12 protein-coding genes and 2 pseudogenes are annotated in these 13,892 nt (G+C 36.3%); 6 read left to right on the plus strand and 8 right to left on the minus strand.

The features are described from left to right. Positions 1 to 107: 107 nt before the first annotated feature. Positions 108 to 815, minus strand: a complete 708-nt coding sequence (locus MTO68_RS08125; protein ID WP_004721692.1) for an SIMPL domain-containing protein — start codon at positions 813 to 815, stop codon at positions 108 to 110. Positions 816 to 1,313: 498 nt separating this feature from the next. Between MTO68_RS08125 and MTO68_RS08130 the strand changes: the two genes are divergently transcribed. Together MTO68_RS08130 and MTO68_RS08135 are read left to right on the plus strand one after the other, a co-directional pair. Further along, positions 1,314 to 2,687 (plus strand): diaminobutyrate--2-oxoglutarate transaminase, encoded by a 1,374-nt coding sequence (locus MTO68_RS08130; RefSeq protein ID WP_004721690.1) that lies wholly within the window; start codon positions 1,314 to 1,316, stop codon positions 2,685 to 2,687. Between the two features lie 3 nt (positions 2,688 to 2,690). Next, on the plus strand, positions 2,691 to 4,223 hold the full coding sequence (locus MTO68_RS08135) for an aspartate aminotransferase family protein (protein WP_244015585.1): 1,533 nt from the start codon (positions 2,691 to 2,693) through the stop codon (positions 4,221 to 4,223). Between the two features lie 169 nt (positions 4,224 to 4,392). Here MTO68_RS08135 and MTO68_RS08140 read toward each other — a convergent pair whose 3' ends face one another. The 5 genes from MTO68_RS08140 to MTO68_RS08160 form a co-directional block, all read right to left on the minus strand. Then, positions 4,393 to 5,112 carry a D-Ala-D-Ala carboxypeptidase family metallohydrolase gene (locus tag MTO68_RS08140; protein WP_004721687.1) on the minus strand — a complete coding sequence of 240 codons (720 nt, stop codon included), beginning with the start codon at positions 5,110 to 5,112 and terminating at the stop codon, positions 4,393 to 4,395. Positions 5,113 to 5,252: 140 nt separating this feature from the next. Then, positions 5,253 to 5,576, minus strand: coding sequence for a ferredoxin FdxA (gene fdxA / locus MTO68_RS08145; RefSeq protein ID WP_004721686.1), 324 nt, complete (start codon positions 5,574 to 5,576; stop codon positions 5,253 to 5,255). A 347-nt stretch (positions 5,577 to 5,923) separates the two neighbouring features. Continuing rightward, positions 5,924 to 6,463, minus strand: coding sequence for a GNAT family N-acetyltransferase (locus MTO68_RS08150; protein WP_347814811.1), 540 nt, complete (start codon positions 6,461 to 6,463; stop codon positions 5,924 to 5,926). A 149-nt stretch (positions 6,464 to 6,612) separates the two neighbouring features. Beyond that, positions 6,613 to 9,267 carry a DNA mismatch repair protein MutS gene (gene mutS / locus MTO68_RS08155; RefSeq protein WP_244015586.1) on the minus strand — a complete coding sequence of 885 codons (2,655 nt, stop codon included), beginning with the start codon at positions 9,265 to 9,267 and terminating at the stop codon, positions 6,613 to 6,615. Between the two features lie 359 nt (positions 9,268 to 9,626). Beyond that, entirely contained in the window at positions 9,627 to 10,226 is a 600-nt protein-coding gene (locus MTO68_RS08160) for a TetR/AcrR family transcriptional regulator (protein WP_239046023.1), read from the minus strand. A 112-nt stretch (positions 10,227 to 10,338) separates the two neighbouring features. Between MTO68_RS08160 and MTO68_RS08165 the strand changes: the two genes are divergently transcribed. Beyond that, a complete protein-coding gene (locus MTO68_RS08165) occupies positions 10,339 to 10,668 on the plus strand; it encodes a darcynin family protein (RefSeq protein WP_004820336.1) in 330 nt (109 codons plus the stop codon). Positions 10,669 to 10,725: 57 nt separating this feature from the next. Here MTO68_RS08165 and MTO68_RS08170 read toward each other — a convergent pair. Continuing rightward, positions 10,726 to 10,994: pseudogene (locus MTO68_RS08170) on the minus strand (carboxymuconolactone decarboxylase family protein); the annotation flags it as partial. 4 nt (positions 10,995 to 10,998) lie between these two features. Here MTO68_RS08170 and MTO68_RS08175 point away from each other — a divergent pair. Next, a pseudogene (locus MTO68_RS08175) lies at positions 10,999 to 11,205 on the plus strand (IS1595 family transposase); the annotation flags it as partial. A gap of 555 nt (positions 11,206 to 11,760) precedes the next feature. On the opposite strand, the gene MTO68_RS08180 reads toward MTO68_RS08175, so the two are convergent. Next, a complete protein-coding gene (locus tag MTO68_RS08180; RefSeq protein WP_244015587.1) occupies positions 11,761 to 12,135 on the minus strand; it encodes a DUF1090 family protein in 375 nt (124 codons plus the stop codon). 390 nt (positions 12,136 to 12,525) lie between these two features. On the opposite strand from MTO68_RS08180, the gene MTO68_RS08185 reads away from it, so the two are divergent. Together MTO68_RS08185 and MTO68_RS08190 are read left to right on the plus strand one after the other, a co-directional pair. Continuing rightward, entirely contained in the window at positions 12,526 to 13,068 is a 543-nt protein-coding gene (locus tag MTO68_RS08185; RefSeq protein WP_056515326.1) for a fimbrial protein, read from the plus strand. A gap of 62 nt (positions 13,069 to 13,130) precedes the next feature. After that, positions 13,131 to 13,877, plus strand: coding sequence for a molecular chaperone (locus MTO68_RS08190; protein ID WP_244015588.1), 747 nt, complete (start codon positions 13,131 to 13,133; stop codon positions 13,875 to 13,877). Positions 13,878 to 13,892 lie beyond the last annotated feature (15 nt).

Consider the following 13,892-nt stretch of genomic DNA (forward strand, 5'->3'; position numbering starts at 1 on the left):
TTAATAGATTTTTTAATCAAATATTCACTTTTTATATTGCAATCGCAAATTTATATAGTGCAATAGCAAAAAACCGTGCATAAGCACGGTCTTTATACTAATCAAAATTATTTAAACTGGATCGAACCATTGGCATTGACTGTGATTTTTGATTCACCAGCGGCCATGTTCTGACCACCGACTGCATCGGCAGCTTCGAACTTAGCCATAGATGCACGCGCTGCATATACTGGTTGCGGATAAGAGTTGCTGGTATTGATGTTGATATTGACCAAGTTATAAGACGATTTATTCCATGCTTGCGTTAAAATTTGCGCACGTTGTTGGAAGTTCTTTGAAGCCTCAACCATCAATTCATTTTCAACTTTTTTACGTTGTTCATCAGACACTGTGAAATTAATCGATTGTGTTTGGAAGCTGGTTTGCAACTCGTTGATTAATTGGCTTGCTGCTTTAAAATCTTTACTTTCAATTTGAATTTCTGCACGACCACGCCATTCTTTCAATTTTTGGTTGTCATTGTCATAAACAGGATAAGTGGTTTGTGAGCCTGTTTCGACTTTAACTTGTGGATACTTTTTCGAAATGCTAATGGCTTGATTCATTAACTGGGTAATTTGAGAAGATAACTCAGCAGGTTGCTTGTTGTTTTTCTCAATAAAAAGTACAGCATGCATTTCATCATTAGACACTTGACGTGTCGCATCTGCTTGAACATTGACAATATTGTAGTTTAACGGGTCATTTTCTGCTGCCATCGTCATTGTGCTCAGTGTGGTTCCCAAGAGTAAAGTAGTTAAAGCTAAATAACGCATAATGAATCCTTAAAATTGTTTGACTAAATTTTATGACCGAAAGATATATTGTATAAATTGAATCTGTTTTAATCATAAATCTGGTTTGCGGAAAACTATGGCAGATTTTGTGGTGCATTTGTAATAATTTGCATATGAATTGCAATTTTATTTTGAGTAAAATATTTTAAAAATTAAAAGCTTATCGAGATTGGTTGTGATAAAAAGTGATCAGAATGGTTAAGATTTATAAAGTGATTTTAATTATCGGCTTTTCTTTGCTTTGTCACATAGTATGATGATAATAACAAATTAGATTTAGCTAAATGTTTTTTTCGATAAATGGAGTGTGGATAAGTACATAAAAGATATTTATTTTCTTGTAAAAAACTGTATTATCGCGCTCCTAGTTATGAAGATTAAAAGCACTCTAACTAGATTTCTATAAAGCACCGAGTCAAAGGACCACAAGTCACCCGACTTATTTCTTTCAACCCATATCAGAGATGGTAATTCGATATGAGCGTTACTTCTGTAAATCCTGCTGCCACTTCCACAAACGAATACTACTTGACTCGCCAAAGTCAGATGGAATCGAATGTTCGTAGTTATCCACGTAAATTACCGTTAGCGATAGCGGAAGCACATGGTTGTTGGGTTACCGATGTTGAAGGTACAAAGTACCTCGATTGTTTAGCTGGGGCAGGAACATTGGCATTAGGCCATAACCATCCTGCGGTGATTAAAAGTATTCAAGACACTTTAGCGAGTGGTCTCCCTTTACATACTTTAGATTTAACAACGCCTTTAAAAGATGCTTTCACTGAAGCACTGCTTGCACAACTTCCGGGTGGGCAAGAAGAGTATTGCTTACAGTTCTGTGGCCCATCTGGTGCAGATGGTACAGAAGCAGCGATTAAATTGGCGAAAACCTATACAGGTCGCAATACAGTTATCAGTTTCTCTGGCGGTTACCATGGGATGACTCATGGCGCGTTAGCGATGACAGGTAACTTATCTGCTAAAAATGCGGTAAATGGCTTAATGCCAGGCGTACAATTTATGCCATACCCGCATGAATACCGTTGCCCGTTGGGTGTTGGCGGTGAAGCAGGTGTTGATGCCTTAACTTATTATTTCGAAAACTTCATTGAAGATGTCGAAAGCGGTGTAACTAAGCCTGCAGCTGTGATTCTTGAAGCAATTCAAGGTGAAGGCGGTGTGGTTACAGCGCCTGCGAAATGGTTGCAAAAAATCCGTGAAGTGACTGAGCGTCATAACATTGTGTTGATTTTGGACGAAGTTCAAGCGGGCTTTGCACGTTCAGGCAAAATGTTTGCTTTTGAACATGCTGGTATTGAACCTGATGTTGTGGTGATGTCAAAAGCAGTGGGTGGTAGCTTACCATTGGCTGTTTTGGGTATTAAACGTAAGTTTGATGCTTGGCAACCTGCAGGTCACACAGGTACTTTCCGTGGTAACCAACTTGCAATGGGTACTGGTCTTGCAACGATCAATACCATTAAAGAGCAAAACCTTGCACAAAATGCGCAACAACGTGGTGATTTCTTACAAGCTGAATTGAAAAAATTAGCGCAAGAATTCCCATGTATTGGTAATGTTCGTGGTCGCGGTTTAATGATCGGTATCGAAATTGTGGATGAGCGTAAGCAAGCGGATCATATGGGTTCTCTTCCTGCGGATTCACAATTGGCTGCTGCAATTCAAACGGCATGTTTTAACAATAAATTATTGTTAGAAAAAGGCGGCCGTAGCGGTACGGTGATCCGTTTACTTTGCCCATTGATCATTACTCAAGAAGAATGTGAAGAAGCTATTGCGCGCTTTAAGAAAGCGGTTGCAGAGGCTCTTATTGCAGTTCGAGGCGCTTAATTCATGGTAGATTTTGCAGAACATCGTAAAGCATTACTCTGCAATGATGCTCAATCTATTGCTGACTATGAGTCAGCAATGGGTGAGGCGACTAAAGCGGTCGCAGCATGGTTGCAAAATGACAAAATGTATACAGGTGGGAGCATTAAAGAACTTCGTGAAGCGATTTCTTTTGCACCGTCTAAACAAGGTCTAGGTTTACACCAATCGCTTGAGCGTATGGTTGATCTTTTTCTGAACAAAAGTTTAAAAGTACATCATCCGCACTCTTTAGCACATTTGCATTGCCCAACCATGGTGACAAGTCAAATTGCTGAAGTCTTGATTAATGCGACCAACCAATCAATGGACTCATGGGATCAAAGCCCAGCAGGTTCTTTGATGGAAGTTCAATTGATCGACTGGCTGCGTCAAAAAGTAGGTTATGGTGCAGGTCAAGCAGGTGTGTTCACCTCTGGCGGCACTCAATCTAACTTGATGGGCGTATTGTTAGCGCGTGACTGGTGTATTGCCAAGAACTGGAAAGACGAAAATGGTCTGCCTTGGTCTGTGCAACGTGATGGCGTTCCAAGTGATGCCATGCGTAATGTCAAAGTGATCTGTTCTGAAAATGCACATTTTTCTGTGCAAAAGAACATGGCAATGATGGGCATGGGCTTCCAATCTGTGGTGACTGTTCCAGTCAATGAAAATGCACAGATGGATGTTGATGCGCTCGAAAAAACCATGGCGCATTTACAGGCTGAAGGTAAAATTGTTGCTTGTGTTGTTGCAACTGCTGGAACAACCGACGCTGGTGCGATTGATCCATTGAAGAAAGTGCGTGAAATCACCAATAAATATGGCGCGTGGATGCATATCGACGCAGCATGGGGTGGTGCACTGATTTTATCGAATGACTACCGTTCAATGCTTGATGGTATTGAATTGTCTGATTCGATTACATTGGATTTCCATAAGCATTATTTCCAAAGTATTTCATGTGGTGCGTTCTTGTTGAAATATGAAGCGAACTATCGTTTCATGCATTATGAAGCTGAATATTTAAATTCTGCTTATGATGAAGAACATGGTGTACCGAACCTAGTGTCTAAATCTCTACAAACTACACGCCGTTTTGATGCGTTGAAATTGTGGATGACGATTGAAAACCTAGGTGAAGAGCTTTATGGCTCAATGATTGACCATGGCGTTAAGCTAACTCGTGAAGTAGCAGATTACATCAATGCTACTGCAGGTTTGGAAATGCTGGTTGATCCACAATTTGCATCTGTATTATTCCGTGTAATACCTGACAATTATCCAGTTGAATTACTTGATACTTTGAATCAAAACGTTGCAGATGAATTATTTGCGCGTGGTGAAGCCAATATTGGTGTGACTAAAGTTGGACAGGTTCAATCTTTGAAAATGACCACTTTAAGTCCAGTTGCAACTTTAGAAAACGTCAAGAATCTTCTTACCTTGGTGTTAGAAGAAGCGGATCGTATTAAAGATGCAATTGCTGATGGTACCTATACGCCTGCAATTGACTAGATTGATATCCAGTTGATTGACGTTTGAAATAGATTGATTTTATTTCAAAAAACGCCCGATGAATTTCATTGGGCGTTTTTTATTTAAGGGTGTTTTGATCTAAAATATGATCAAATACTTGGTCATAAAAAAGAGATCTTATTGATCTCTTTTAAATTGAATGTAAGTATTAAAAATTACACATTGAGCTATTACGGGTGAGATCAGGTCCCCAAGTACGATATCCTTGAGTATCAATATGGATTTGCCCTGAAGCATACAGTCCTAAGCCCATGTTTAAGCTTTGACCATACTGCGACCAGAACTGGCATAATTTGAATTTGGTATGCTCAATATACGCATAATCTTGAGGTTGCGGATTTTCTGGCCCAATACGGAAATCAATGGCTGAATTGAATAAGTGACGTGAAGATCCAGCACCACCGGCACATTGGTTTAAAGGTAAGTCTCGATATACCGAGGTTACAGTAAAATCAGTCAGAACTTTAGAGGCAACCAAGTATTTAAATACTTTTAATGTCGGTAATTGATTACTCCAAAGCTCACGACTTGGAATCATATATTCAGACTTACCACACTTGTCCCAATCACGCGCAGTTTTAAATAACTCAAAACTAGGAATAATATTTCCAGCATTATTTTGTTCAAGAAAACGTTCATAATCACGTGCACGTGACTGATTGTCGCCATAGATCAACCATTGGCGATAAGATGAAGGCATCGTTTTAGGAGGAATGGGTCGCTCAATCGTAATTTTTTCTTCGGGGATGTAAATACGCTGACCATGCGACGTGCTAATTGTTGGATTCTTTTGAGGGGAAGATGTACATCCAGCCAGAATCATTGTAGTAACACCGACAGCAAGTAAACCTTTCAAAATAAATTTCATTCTCAATATTAGCTAAAGCAAGTAACGGGCTATTTTAGTCTAGTTTGGCGCGTGTATTATGGATAAATTGCAAATAAATGTACAATTTACATATTAAAATGCAAAAAGATCAGCCTAAGCTGATCTTTTTTATACAATACTTATTTTTCTAAGTATTGTAATTTATCGGCTTTACCATTCCACTCTTCACGATCTTCAGGTTGATCACCAATTTGAGTAATGTTTGGCCATTTTTGAGCAAGTTCAGCATTTAGTTCAATAAATACTTCTTGACCTTCAGGGAGTTCATCTTCAGAGAAAATTGCATTTGCAGGACACTCAGGTTCGCATAGCGCACAGTCAATGCATTCATCTGGACTAATGACTAGGAAATTTGGACCTTCATAAAAACAGTCTACTGGACATACTTCTACGCAGTCTTGATATTTACACTTAATACAATTTTCAGTGACAACAAAGGTCATGGCGTCAGCTACCTAAAAATATGGTTCTAATTAATAATGCTGTATTTTAGGGAAAACGCCGCAAACTAACAATTGCTTTTATTGATATTTAATATAGAAGAACCTGCTAAATCAATTTTTTTTATAGAAAATTCTCCTAACTTGTGAAGAATTATGCATTTTTTAAAATATGCGCTGTTATTTTGATGTGTCCATAGGTGAAAAAATGCTAAACATATTCAAAAAAGAACATAAATATGAGACTAAATCACAGAAGCGAAATGGGGTTATTACCTTCGTGTGCTGGTTTTTTTAGTCAGCCATCATCTTTAGAATTATTTAGACCTGTATTTTTAGTATCCGTTAGATCATGACAATGTATAGATAAGATGAATATCTTCGGGTTCTAATTCCCATAATTGCTGATCAGGTTTTTCTAAGACCTGCGCGCCTTGTTTAAGATAAAAGTCGACAGTACGCTGGGTTGGTGTTGCTGAAATATACAGTTGTTGTGCACCAAGTTGCCCAGCTGATTTTATCGCAGAGTGCATGAGCTGTGTACCAAGACCAAGACCTTGATGATTTGCATCGACATAAAAATATTGTAATAGCTTCGCATCTGGATAATCTCTGATGACTTGATTGGATACCAGTTGCACACCAATTAATCGATTCAATTGATTGAATGCACCCACACATAGTCCACCTTGAATAAGATGCTGCTTTAACAACGGGGGATCATTTTCTAAATGATATTCACCCCAGCTTTGCACATCATAAAAACAATCGACCAAATGTAATTTTTGCTTTTGTTGTAGATACATTTGAGTGATTAATTCACGTCGATCAATATGTTGCCAAATGAGATTTATATCGGAAAGCTGCAGGGGCTTGAGTGAAATATTGATATTATTCTCCTAAAACTTAGCATTCAATTACTCATTATGGAGTGCTTTAAATTATCGTCTAGATTGCTATTTAAAGATCAATAGACTCAAGTTATTTCCAGCCTAAGTAGAGAATTTCAAACTTACTTAGACTGGAAAGCTGTTACTGCTTATGCATTTAGTGCTGCTTTTAATGCATAGAGGTGATCTAGCGCTTGGCGAGGGGTTAAATCATCGACATCAATATTTGCTAAAGCATCGAGTACAGGTGATGATTTTTCAACTTCAACGACTTTTTCAATCTCAATGATGTGTTCAAGCTTTTCAGGTTCAACGGTTTCAACTTCTGCAAATAAGTCATTTTGCACAACGGATTGCAATTGTTGCTGTTGTTGTTTCTCTAAAATTTTTAAACGCTTTTGCGCTTCTTTAATCACCCCCGCAGGGATCCCCGCAAGTTTTGCAACTTGTAAACCATGACTTTGACTGGCAGGACCTTGTTGAACTTTATGCAATAGAATCAAATTACCATTTAACTCTTTGGCCGTCACATGGTAGTTATCAATTGCCACTTCTTTTGAAAGCTCAGTTAATTCAAAATAGTGTGTGGCAAAGAGGCATAGACATTTGATTCGTTTGGTTAGATCAAGCACACATGCCCAAGCTAGAGATAGTCCATCATAAGTACTTGTACCACGACCAACTTCATCCATAAGCACCAAAGACTGATTGGTTGCATGGTGCAAAATTTGAGATGTTTCGGTCATTTCCACCATAAAGGTAGATTTACCCGTAGATAAATCATCAGCAGAGCCAATTCGAGTAAATATACGGTCAATCGGTCCTAACTTCGCTGTTTTAGCAGGGACGAAACTGCCGCAATACGCCAGCAAACTAATCAGTGCAGTTTGACGCATAAAGGTCGATTTTCCGCCCATGTTTGGCCCTGTAATGATCGCCATACGATGACTGAAATCGAGTAGGGTATCGTTGGGGGTAAATGGCGTTTTACTGAGTGATTCAACTACAGGGTGTCGACCAGCGGTAATTTTGATCCCGATTTCTGGGCTGTATTCAGGTCGGTTCCAATTATTCAAACGGGCTTGATGGGCAAAGTTTGCCAATAAATCGATATGGGCAATCGATGCACTCATCATTTGTAAATTGGCAATATCTGCTCTTAATTCTTCCAGTAACATTTCAAAGAGTAGTTTTTCTCGCGCAAGTGCACGTGATTCACTGGAAAGTACTTTATCTTCAAAAGATTTTAATTCTGGGGTGATATAACGCTCGGCATTTTTCAGTGTTTGACGACGGATGTAATGATCAGGCGCTTGTTCAGCTTGAGCACGGGTGAGTTCGATATAGTAACCACTAACACGGTTATAACCAATCTTCAGGGTATTGATGCCCGTGTTTTCTCGCTCTTTGATTTCTAAATCAATCAGAAATTGGCCTGCGTGATCACGGATTTTACGCAGTTCATCGAGCTCATCATCAAAGCCTTCTGCAATTACATTGCCATCACGCAATAATACAGGTGGGTGTTCAACAATCGCAGACAGTAAACGTTGGTGTAATCCATTAAAATCGCCCAATTCTTCATTCAATTGTACAATCAATTTAGATTGCTGAGTCTCAAGAATCGGTTGGATTGCATGTCTTAAGAATGGGATTTGTGCACATGCTTGACGAAGCTGCACCAAATCACGAGGACGTGCACTGCCAAGTGCAACACGGCTTAAAACCCGTTCAATATCGCCAATTTCTTTTAAGACTAAGCGAACAGGACTTTCATGGTAGCCTTTGAGTAAAGTATCCGTTGCATCTAAACGTGCATCTAAGATTTGAGTATCACGAATGGGCTGCATCAAGGTACGTGCCAGTAATCGTCCGCCCATTGCGGTTTGGCAGTCATTGATTAAGCTAAACAGCGAAGTGCCGTGCTCGAATAATGGATCAATAATTTCTAAATTACGGCGTGTAACAGGATCAAGTGCAATAAAATCTGAGCTTTGTTCTAATTTAATTGAACGAATATGTGGTAACGCAGTTTTTTGAGTTTCTTTGGCATAGTGAATCAATGCAGCGGCAGCTGCTTTAGCCAAGGGGAGATGGTCAATACCAAAACCAGAAAGTGTGGAAACTGCGAATTGGTCACATAAGGTTTTTTGTGCGTTATTTAAATTAAAATCGACATTAGGTCTTTTGGTAATTGGACATTCAATTTGTCGTTTAATATCTTCAATAATATTCGGGTCGACTATGTCTTCATCGACCAATATTTCGCTTGGCATTAAGCGAGCTAATTCAATCGCCAAGCTTTCAGATTTAAACTCTTGTTGTTGAACTTTAAAAATACCCGCACTTAAATCCAGCAGTGCCATACCAATTTGGTTTTGTTGGAAGCAGATCGCAACAAGATTCGATGCTTGTGTTGCGGTTAACAGGGCATCATCGGTCAATGTTCCAGGGGTAATAATTCGTACTACACCGCGTTCAACAGGTCCCTTACCTGTGACTTCACCAATTTGCTCACAGATGACAACCGCTTCGCCTTTTTTAACCAAACGCGCCAAATAACCTTCTGCAGCATGGTATGGAACACCCGCCATTGGAATAGGTTCACCATTGGCTTTACCACGATGAGTGAGGGTAATACCCAAAAGTTTTGCGGCTTTTTTTGCATCGTCAAAGAATAGTTCGTAAAAATCGCCCATGCGATAGAACATTAAAGAGTGTGGATGCTGCATTTTTACTTTTAGATATTGCTGCATCATAGGGGTGTGGGAGGATAAGTCAGCCATTGTTTCCATGCTATTCATGTATGTTAAATCTCTAAATTTAAATAATAAATAAGTTTGTTTTGAAAGTTTGGCAATCTAACCAATTCTAACAACTTCTGTGCAAATCTGACCTAAGCAAAGGAAAAAGCATAGCTTTAGTGTACTTTTGTTCGTGCCAAAATTGAGTCAACAATGTGTGAGGAAACAAATTGGTTTCTCTCGGTCGCCATCTTAACAAATTGAGGCTGATTCACAAAAAGGAATCCGAAGATGAGTGCGGAAATTAGCAACAAAAAGAAAATGGCATGATCTGCTCGTGCTATTGATAAGATGAAGAAGGGGGATATCTTAAAAAGTGATATTGTTAAAATTGAGACTTGGACTGCTCAGTTTTATCTTTATATAAGGGCTAAATAACCATATATTGCTCTTTCAACTCGTCGCTGTAGATCTTCTACATCAAATTCACCAGTCATACCCGCTGTATTAATCATCCCTTTACTGATGGCGATAATGTCTCTTGCAGTCTTGAGTGCATTAGTAATTTGAAATTTAGATAGAAGATTAGACAATATTTCCTCTAATTTGTATTGAAAAGACTCTTCTTCATAATCTTTTCCGATAAATATTGAGGCAGATTCAAGTATTAACGCTAAATTAGGACGACTCAATTGATGAAATACTGCTCTTTCTATAATCATTTTCAATAGCGTTTTTAAATCTAACCGCTCATTTTGTTCAATAATTTTTAAGACACTATTATAAAGTTGATCTCTTTCTCGTCTTATGAGTTCAACAATTAATGCATTTTTTGAAGGAAAGTATTGATACAGACTACCAATACTCACTCCAGCAGTATCTGCCACAATATTGGTATTAAATCCAGAGAATCCATCTGATTCAAGAATGCGAGCTGCTGCCTCCAGAATTATATCAAATGTGATTACTGAACGCGCTTGTCGCGGCCTTTTACGTGGGTTTGGAAAGGTTTCTGTCATGGTAAAAAATGCGAGTATTAAATGTGAGTAATGACTCATATAATGATTTGGTCATTCACTCATTACAAGCAAAATCATATATCAATTGAAATCAATAATTAATGGAGAAACTATGTCTAAAATATTTACTTTTTTTATTCATTTAAAGGCATTACCTACTTGGCTTGCACTGCCCAGAGAATATCGTAATAACTTAGGAGAAAAGACAATTCAAGAAATATTGAAAAAATATAAATCTGTTAAAGTACGTTGGTATGATGCAGAGGCATTTAATGCTCGTGCTAGCGATATTGCAGTTTTCGAGACATCATCTTTACAGGAATACTATTTTGTAATAGATGCACTTAGAGACTCAGAAATATTTTCGACTCCATATTTTGAGCTTGTAGAAATTATTCCTGCAGTAGAAGATGGCTATATAGAATATGGAGAGTCTTTGTAACTGCCTAAAAAGCCCTTAAGTGAGGGCTATGAAGTTTTTACTATATCAATTGTTTGATTAATCTCTATCACCTAGCGTGATTCTTAATCTATTTAATGCTTCCATCAAAGAAATGCTTGCCGTTAGGTCAACTAGCTCTTTCTCAGTTAAACTCTCTCTAACCGTTTCAATTTTTTCAGACAAAAATTTAATTGCTTCCGCATATTCTAAAATAAGTCTTTGTTTGTTGGTAAAGGCATTCGAATGTTTATAGCCTGGAATATTGTCAATGATATCTCTTGGGTGAATCCAATATCTCTTAATTCCTTGGAATGAAAAGTGCAGCAATCAATTTATCATTCTACGCACTTTGCAAATGGTCGAAATCTTTTTATGGAATCGAAAATTATTGGAATTAAAAGAAAAGGTTAGTATGAAAAATTATGGTATTCCGAAAAATAATAATTTCCATTGTTTTTTGAAGGTAAGGGGGCAAGGTTTAACTATGCAGATTCAACACAACTATTGATAATTTTACGATTTTGGACTGGAATTTAAACCTCATCGAGTACGGCTTCGTTTTTTATTGTTAGATGATTAATATTATTTAAAAACAATTAATTAAGATAAATTAAAGTATCTATATGTTTACAAATTCAATAATTGATTGTTTGGTTTGAAATAATTATATGATTAATTTTTTTAATGTAAGGTGTTTATATTTATAGAATTTTTCTAAGTATTTGGCATTTTTGTTTTAGATGATAAACAAAATGTTTAAGATGTAAAGAAAACAATAATCAATAATTTTAAAATTTAACATCCAATTATTTTAAGTAATTATTGTTTTGTCAAAATCAAGCACAAAGGTTAAACGAAAATATAATCGAACTTATCTAAGGAAAGGTGATCATGCATTTATTCTCATTTCTATCTTCTTAACGAGAGTTAAATATCAAGGTTGGAATGATGGACAAATTAAAAAAGTATTGAAAGAAGCGACAAGTAAAGATTATGAATATTTATATTTTACTTTAAAAATGAGTTTAGATAAGGAAAATATTTAAGGTATATTGGAAATTCAGTTCAAAGGAACTGAATTTCCCTTTTTAATTATTGAAATTTTAATGTTTTTATTTCATTTTCTAACACTTTAATTTTACGTTCTTTCTTTTTAATCTTATTTAAATTTCCAGATTTTTGCTCTAGTTGTATTTCTGATTTAAGTTTTTGTATTTTAATTTCTTTTTCTTTAATTTTAGTGCCTGTTTTTTGCTTTAATGTCACATTATTGCAATGTATCTGATTTTCTTTTAGTGCTTTTTTAAGACCATTTATTTCGTATCTATTATTATGTTGTATCGCAATTTTTAATTTACTTTCGATTTCTTGTTGTTTTGATTCGCATGATTGAAAATTTTGAGCATTTGAAGTGTTAATTGATACGAAGATTATTGAGGCTGTAGTAATACATTTATAAAAATTCATTCAGGTAATTTCCTTTTTAGCGTTTGATTGTTTTTATTTTAGTTTGAAAAATATTTTTTTTTCAAGTTATTTGATAAATAAACTTGATAAATATGATTGATTTCATTTTATTTCTTTAAGTCATTATTAAAATTCAATAATTTGTCTTGTATTGGGTATTTTATTATTTTTGTTAAACTTATCACTCTTTTTCTTGTGAATTTTTAGTAAATTTATCTAATTGAATTCAGTATATAATTTTTTAAAATAATAAATTTATATTTGAATTTTTAAGAAAATTTGTTTTAAATGTATAAGTAATTTGTGTGAAATGTAAAGAATTGTTTATCGCTTAAAGATTATTATCCTCATAGTTTCATTTGGTTTTATTTATCATTTAAAGGTGTATTTATGAAATTAGTAAATCGTTTTCTAGCAATAGCAACTATGAGCATTATGGTTACAGGCGTTGCAAATGCTGCGCCTACAGTAACATTTCAAGGGGAAGTTACAGATCAAACTTGTCAAGCTTCAATCAATGGTGGAACCAATGGCGTGGTTTTACTACCTACGGTATCAGCAAATACGTTAACTTCTTCTGGTGCCACAGCAGGTTTGACACCTTTTACGATTAATGTCACAGGATGTACTGCACCTAGCTCAGATCTTGATATTAAAACAAAATTTTTAGGTCACTCAGTAACTACGAGTGGCAATTTAGGCAATGTAGCAACAGTTAATCCTGCTACTAATGTTGCGATTCAGTTGACTAAAGAAGCTGCTGGAACAACTTCAGTTGTTCTAAATGGGCCAACAGCTGTTGAAGGTTTGAAATTACTCAATGGTGCAACAAGTGCCAGCCATGATTTTGGTGCGCGTTATATTTCTGAAGCTGGTGGTGCAACACAAGGTGCTGTGACCTCAGTTGTTGAATACACCTTAAGCTATCAATAAGGTTTTATCTGATCTGCTACTTAAGTAGCAGATCAATCAATTTTTTGGTTGGAGTGGTAAAAATGAGTAGGTGGATCGTCAATATTATAAAAAGTCATATTTTGATTGGTGGCTTAACCATAATGTCCGCTGCCTTCTCAGGTGTAGTTCTTACAGGAACACGTGTAATTTTTCCTGATGGCCAAAATGAAAAGACGATTTACTTACAAAATAAAGATCAATATCCAAACCTTGTACAAATTTGGCTAGATGAAGGGGATGAAGATTCTACTCTTGAAAAAAGCAAAGCTCCCTTTGTTGTTAGTCCACAGATTTTCCGGATAAATCCAAATACTGGACAAACTGTACGTTTAATATTTACGGGTGAGGAAAATGTCTCAAAGGATGTTGAGTCACTGTTTTATTTGAATTTTTCTGAGTTTCCTGCGCTAAAAAAACAAGACAGCGATAGTAGCCGTTTAATGATTGTATTTAAGAATCGTGTCAAGGTTTTTTACCGTCCTAAAAATTTGAAAGGTTCTACAGCAGATGCTTATAAAAAAGTTCAATTTGCCTTGGAAAATGATGGAACAAAAAAGCAATTAAACATTCAAAATTCGTCTGAATATTATGTGAATATTAAAGAATTAAGTTTGATTGCTGGAAATAGCGAAATCGTGGTGAAAAAAAATGACTTAATTGCTCCAAAAGCTAAAGTTAATTGGGTAATAAATAATAATACGCATAGTTTAAAAGATTCAAAAATTAAACTTACCCTTGTTAATGATTATGGTGCTTTAGTCGTCCACGAGATTCCTCTGAATAAATAATAAGCGAGTATAATA

The sequence above is a fragment of the Acinetobacter sp. NyZ410 genome (assembly GCF_022828975.1).
In the GTDB taxonomy this organism is placed as follows: domain Bacteria; phylum Pseudomonadota; class Gammaproteobacteria; order Pseudomonadales; family Moraxellaceae; genus Acinetobacter; species Acinetobacter guillouiae.

Coding starts and splice junctions, on each gene's coding strand:
- MTO68_RS08125 (WP_004721692.1), bottom strand. CDS start 815: ATGCGTTATTTAGCTTTAACTACTTTACTCTTGGGAACCACACTGAGC.
- MTO68_RS08130 (WP_004721690.1), top strand. CDS start 1,314: ATGAGCGTTACTTCTGTAAATCCTGCTGCCACTTCCACAAACGAATAC.
- MTO68_RS08135 (WP_244015585.1), top strand. CDS start 2,691: ATGGTAGATTTTGCAGAACATCGTAAAGCATTACTCTGCAATGATGCT.
- MTO68_RS08140 (WP_004721687.1), bottom strand. CDS start 5,112: ATGAAATTTATTTTGAAAGGTTTACTTGCTGTCGGTGTTACTACAATG.
- fdxA (WP_004721686.1), bottom strand. CDS start 5,576: ATGACCTTTGTTGTCACTGAAAATTGTATTAAGTGTAAATATCAAGAC.
- mutS (WP_244015586.1), bottom strand. CDS start 9,267: ATGAATAGCATGGAAACAATGGCTGACTTATCCTCCCACACCCCTATG.
- MTO68_RS08160 (WP_239046023.1), bottom strand. CDS start 10,226: ATGACAGAAACCTTTCCAAACCCACGTAAAAGGCCGCGACAAGCGCGT.
- MTO68_RS08165 (WP_004820336.1), top strand. CDS start 10,339: ATGTCTAAAATATTTACTTTTTTTATTCATTTAAAGGCATTACCTACT.
- MTO68_RS08180 (WP_244015587.1), bottom strand. CDS start 12,135: ATGAATTTTTATAAATGTATTACTACAGCCTCAATAATCTTCGTATCA.
- MTO68_RS08185 (WP_056515326.1), top strand. CDS start 12,526: ATGAAATTAGTAAATCGTTTTCTAGCAATAGCAACTATGAGCATTATG.
- MTO68_RS08190 (WP_244015588.1), top strand. CDS start 13,131: ATGAGTAGGTGGATCGTCAATATTATAAAAAGTCATATTTTGATTGGT.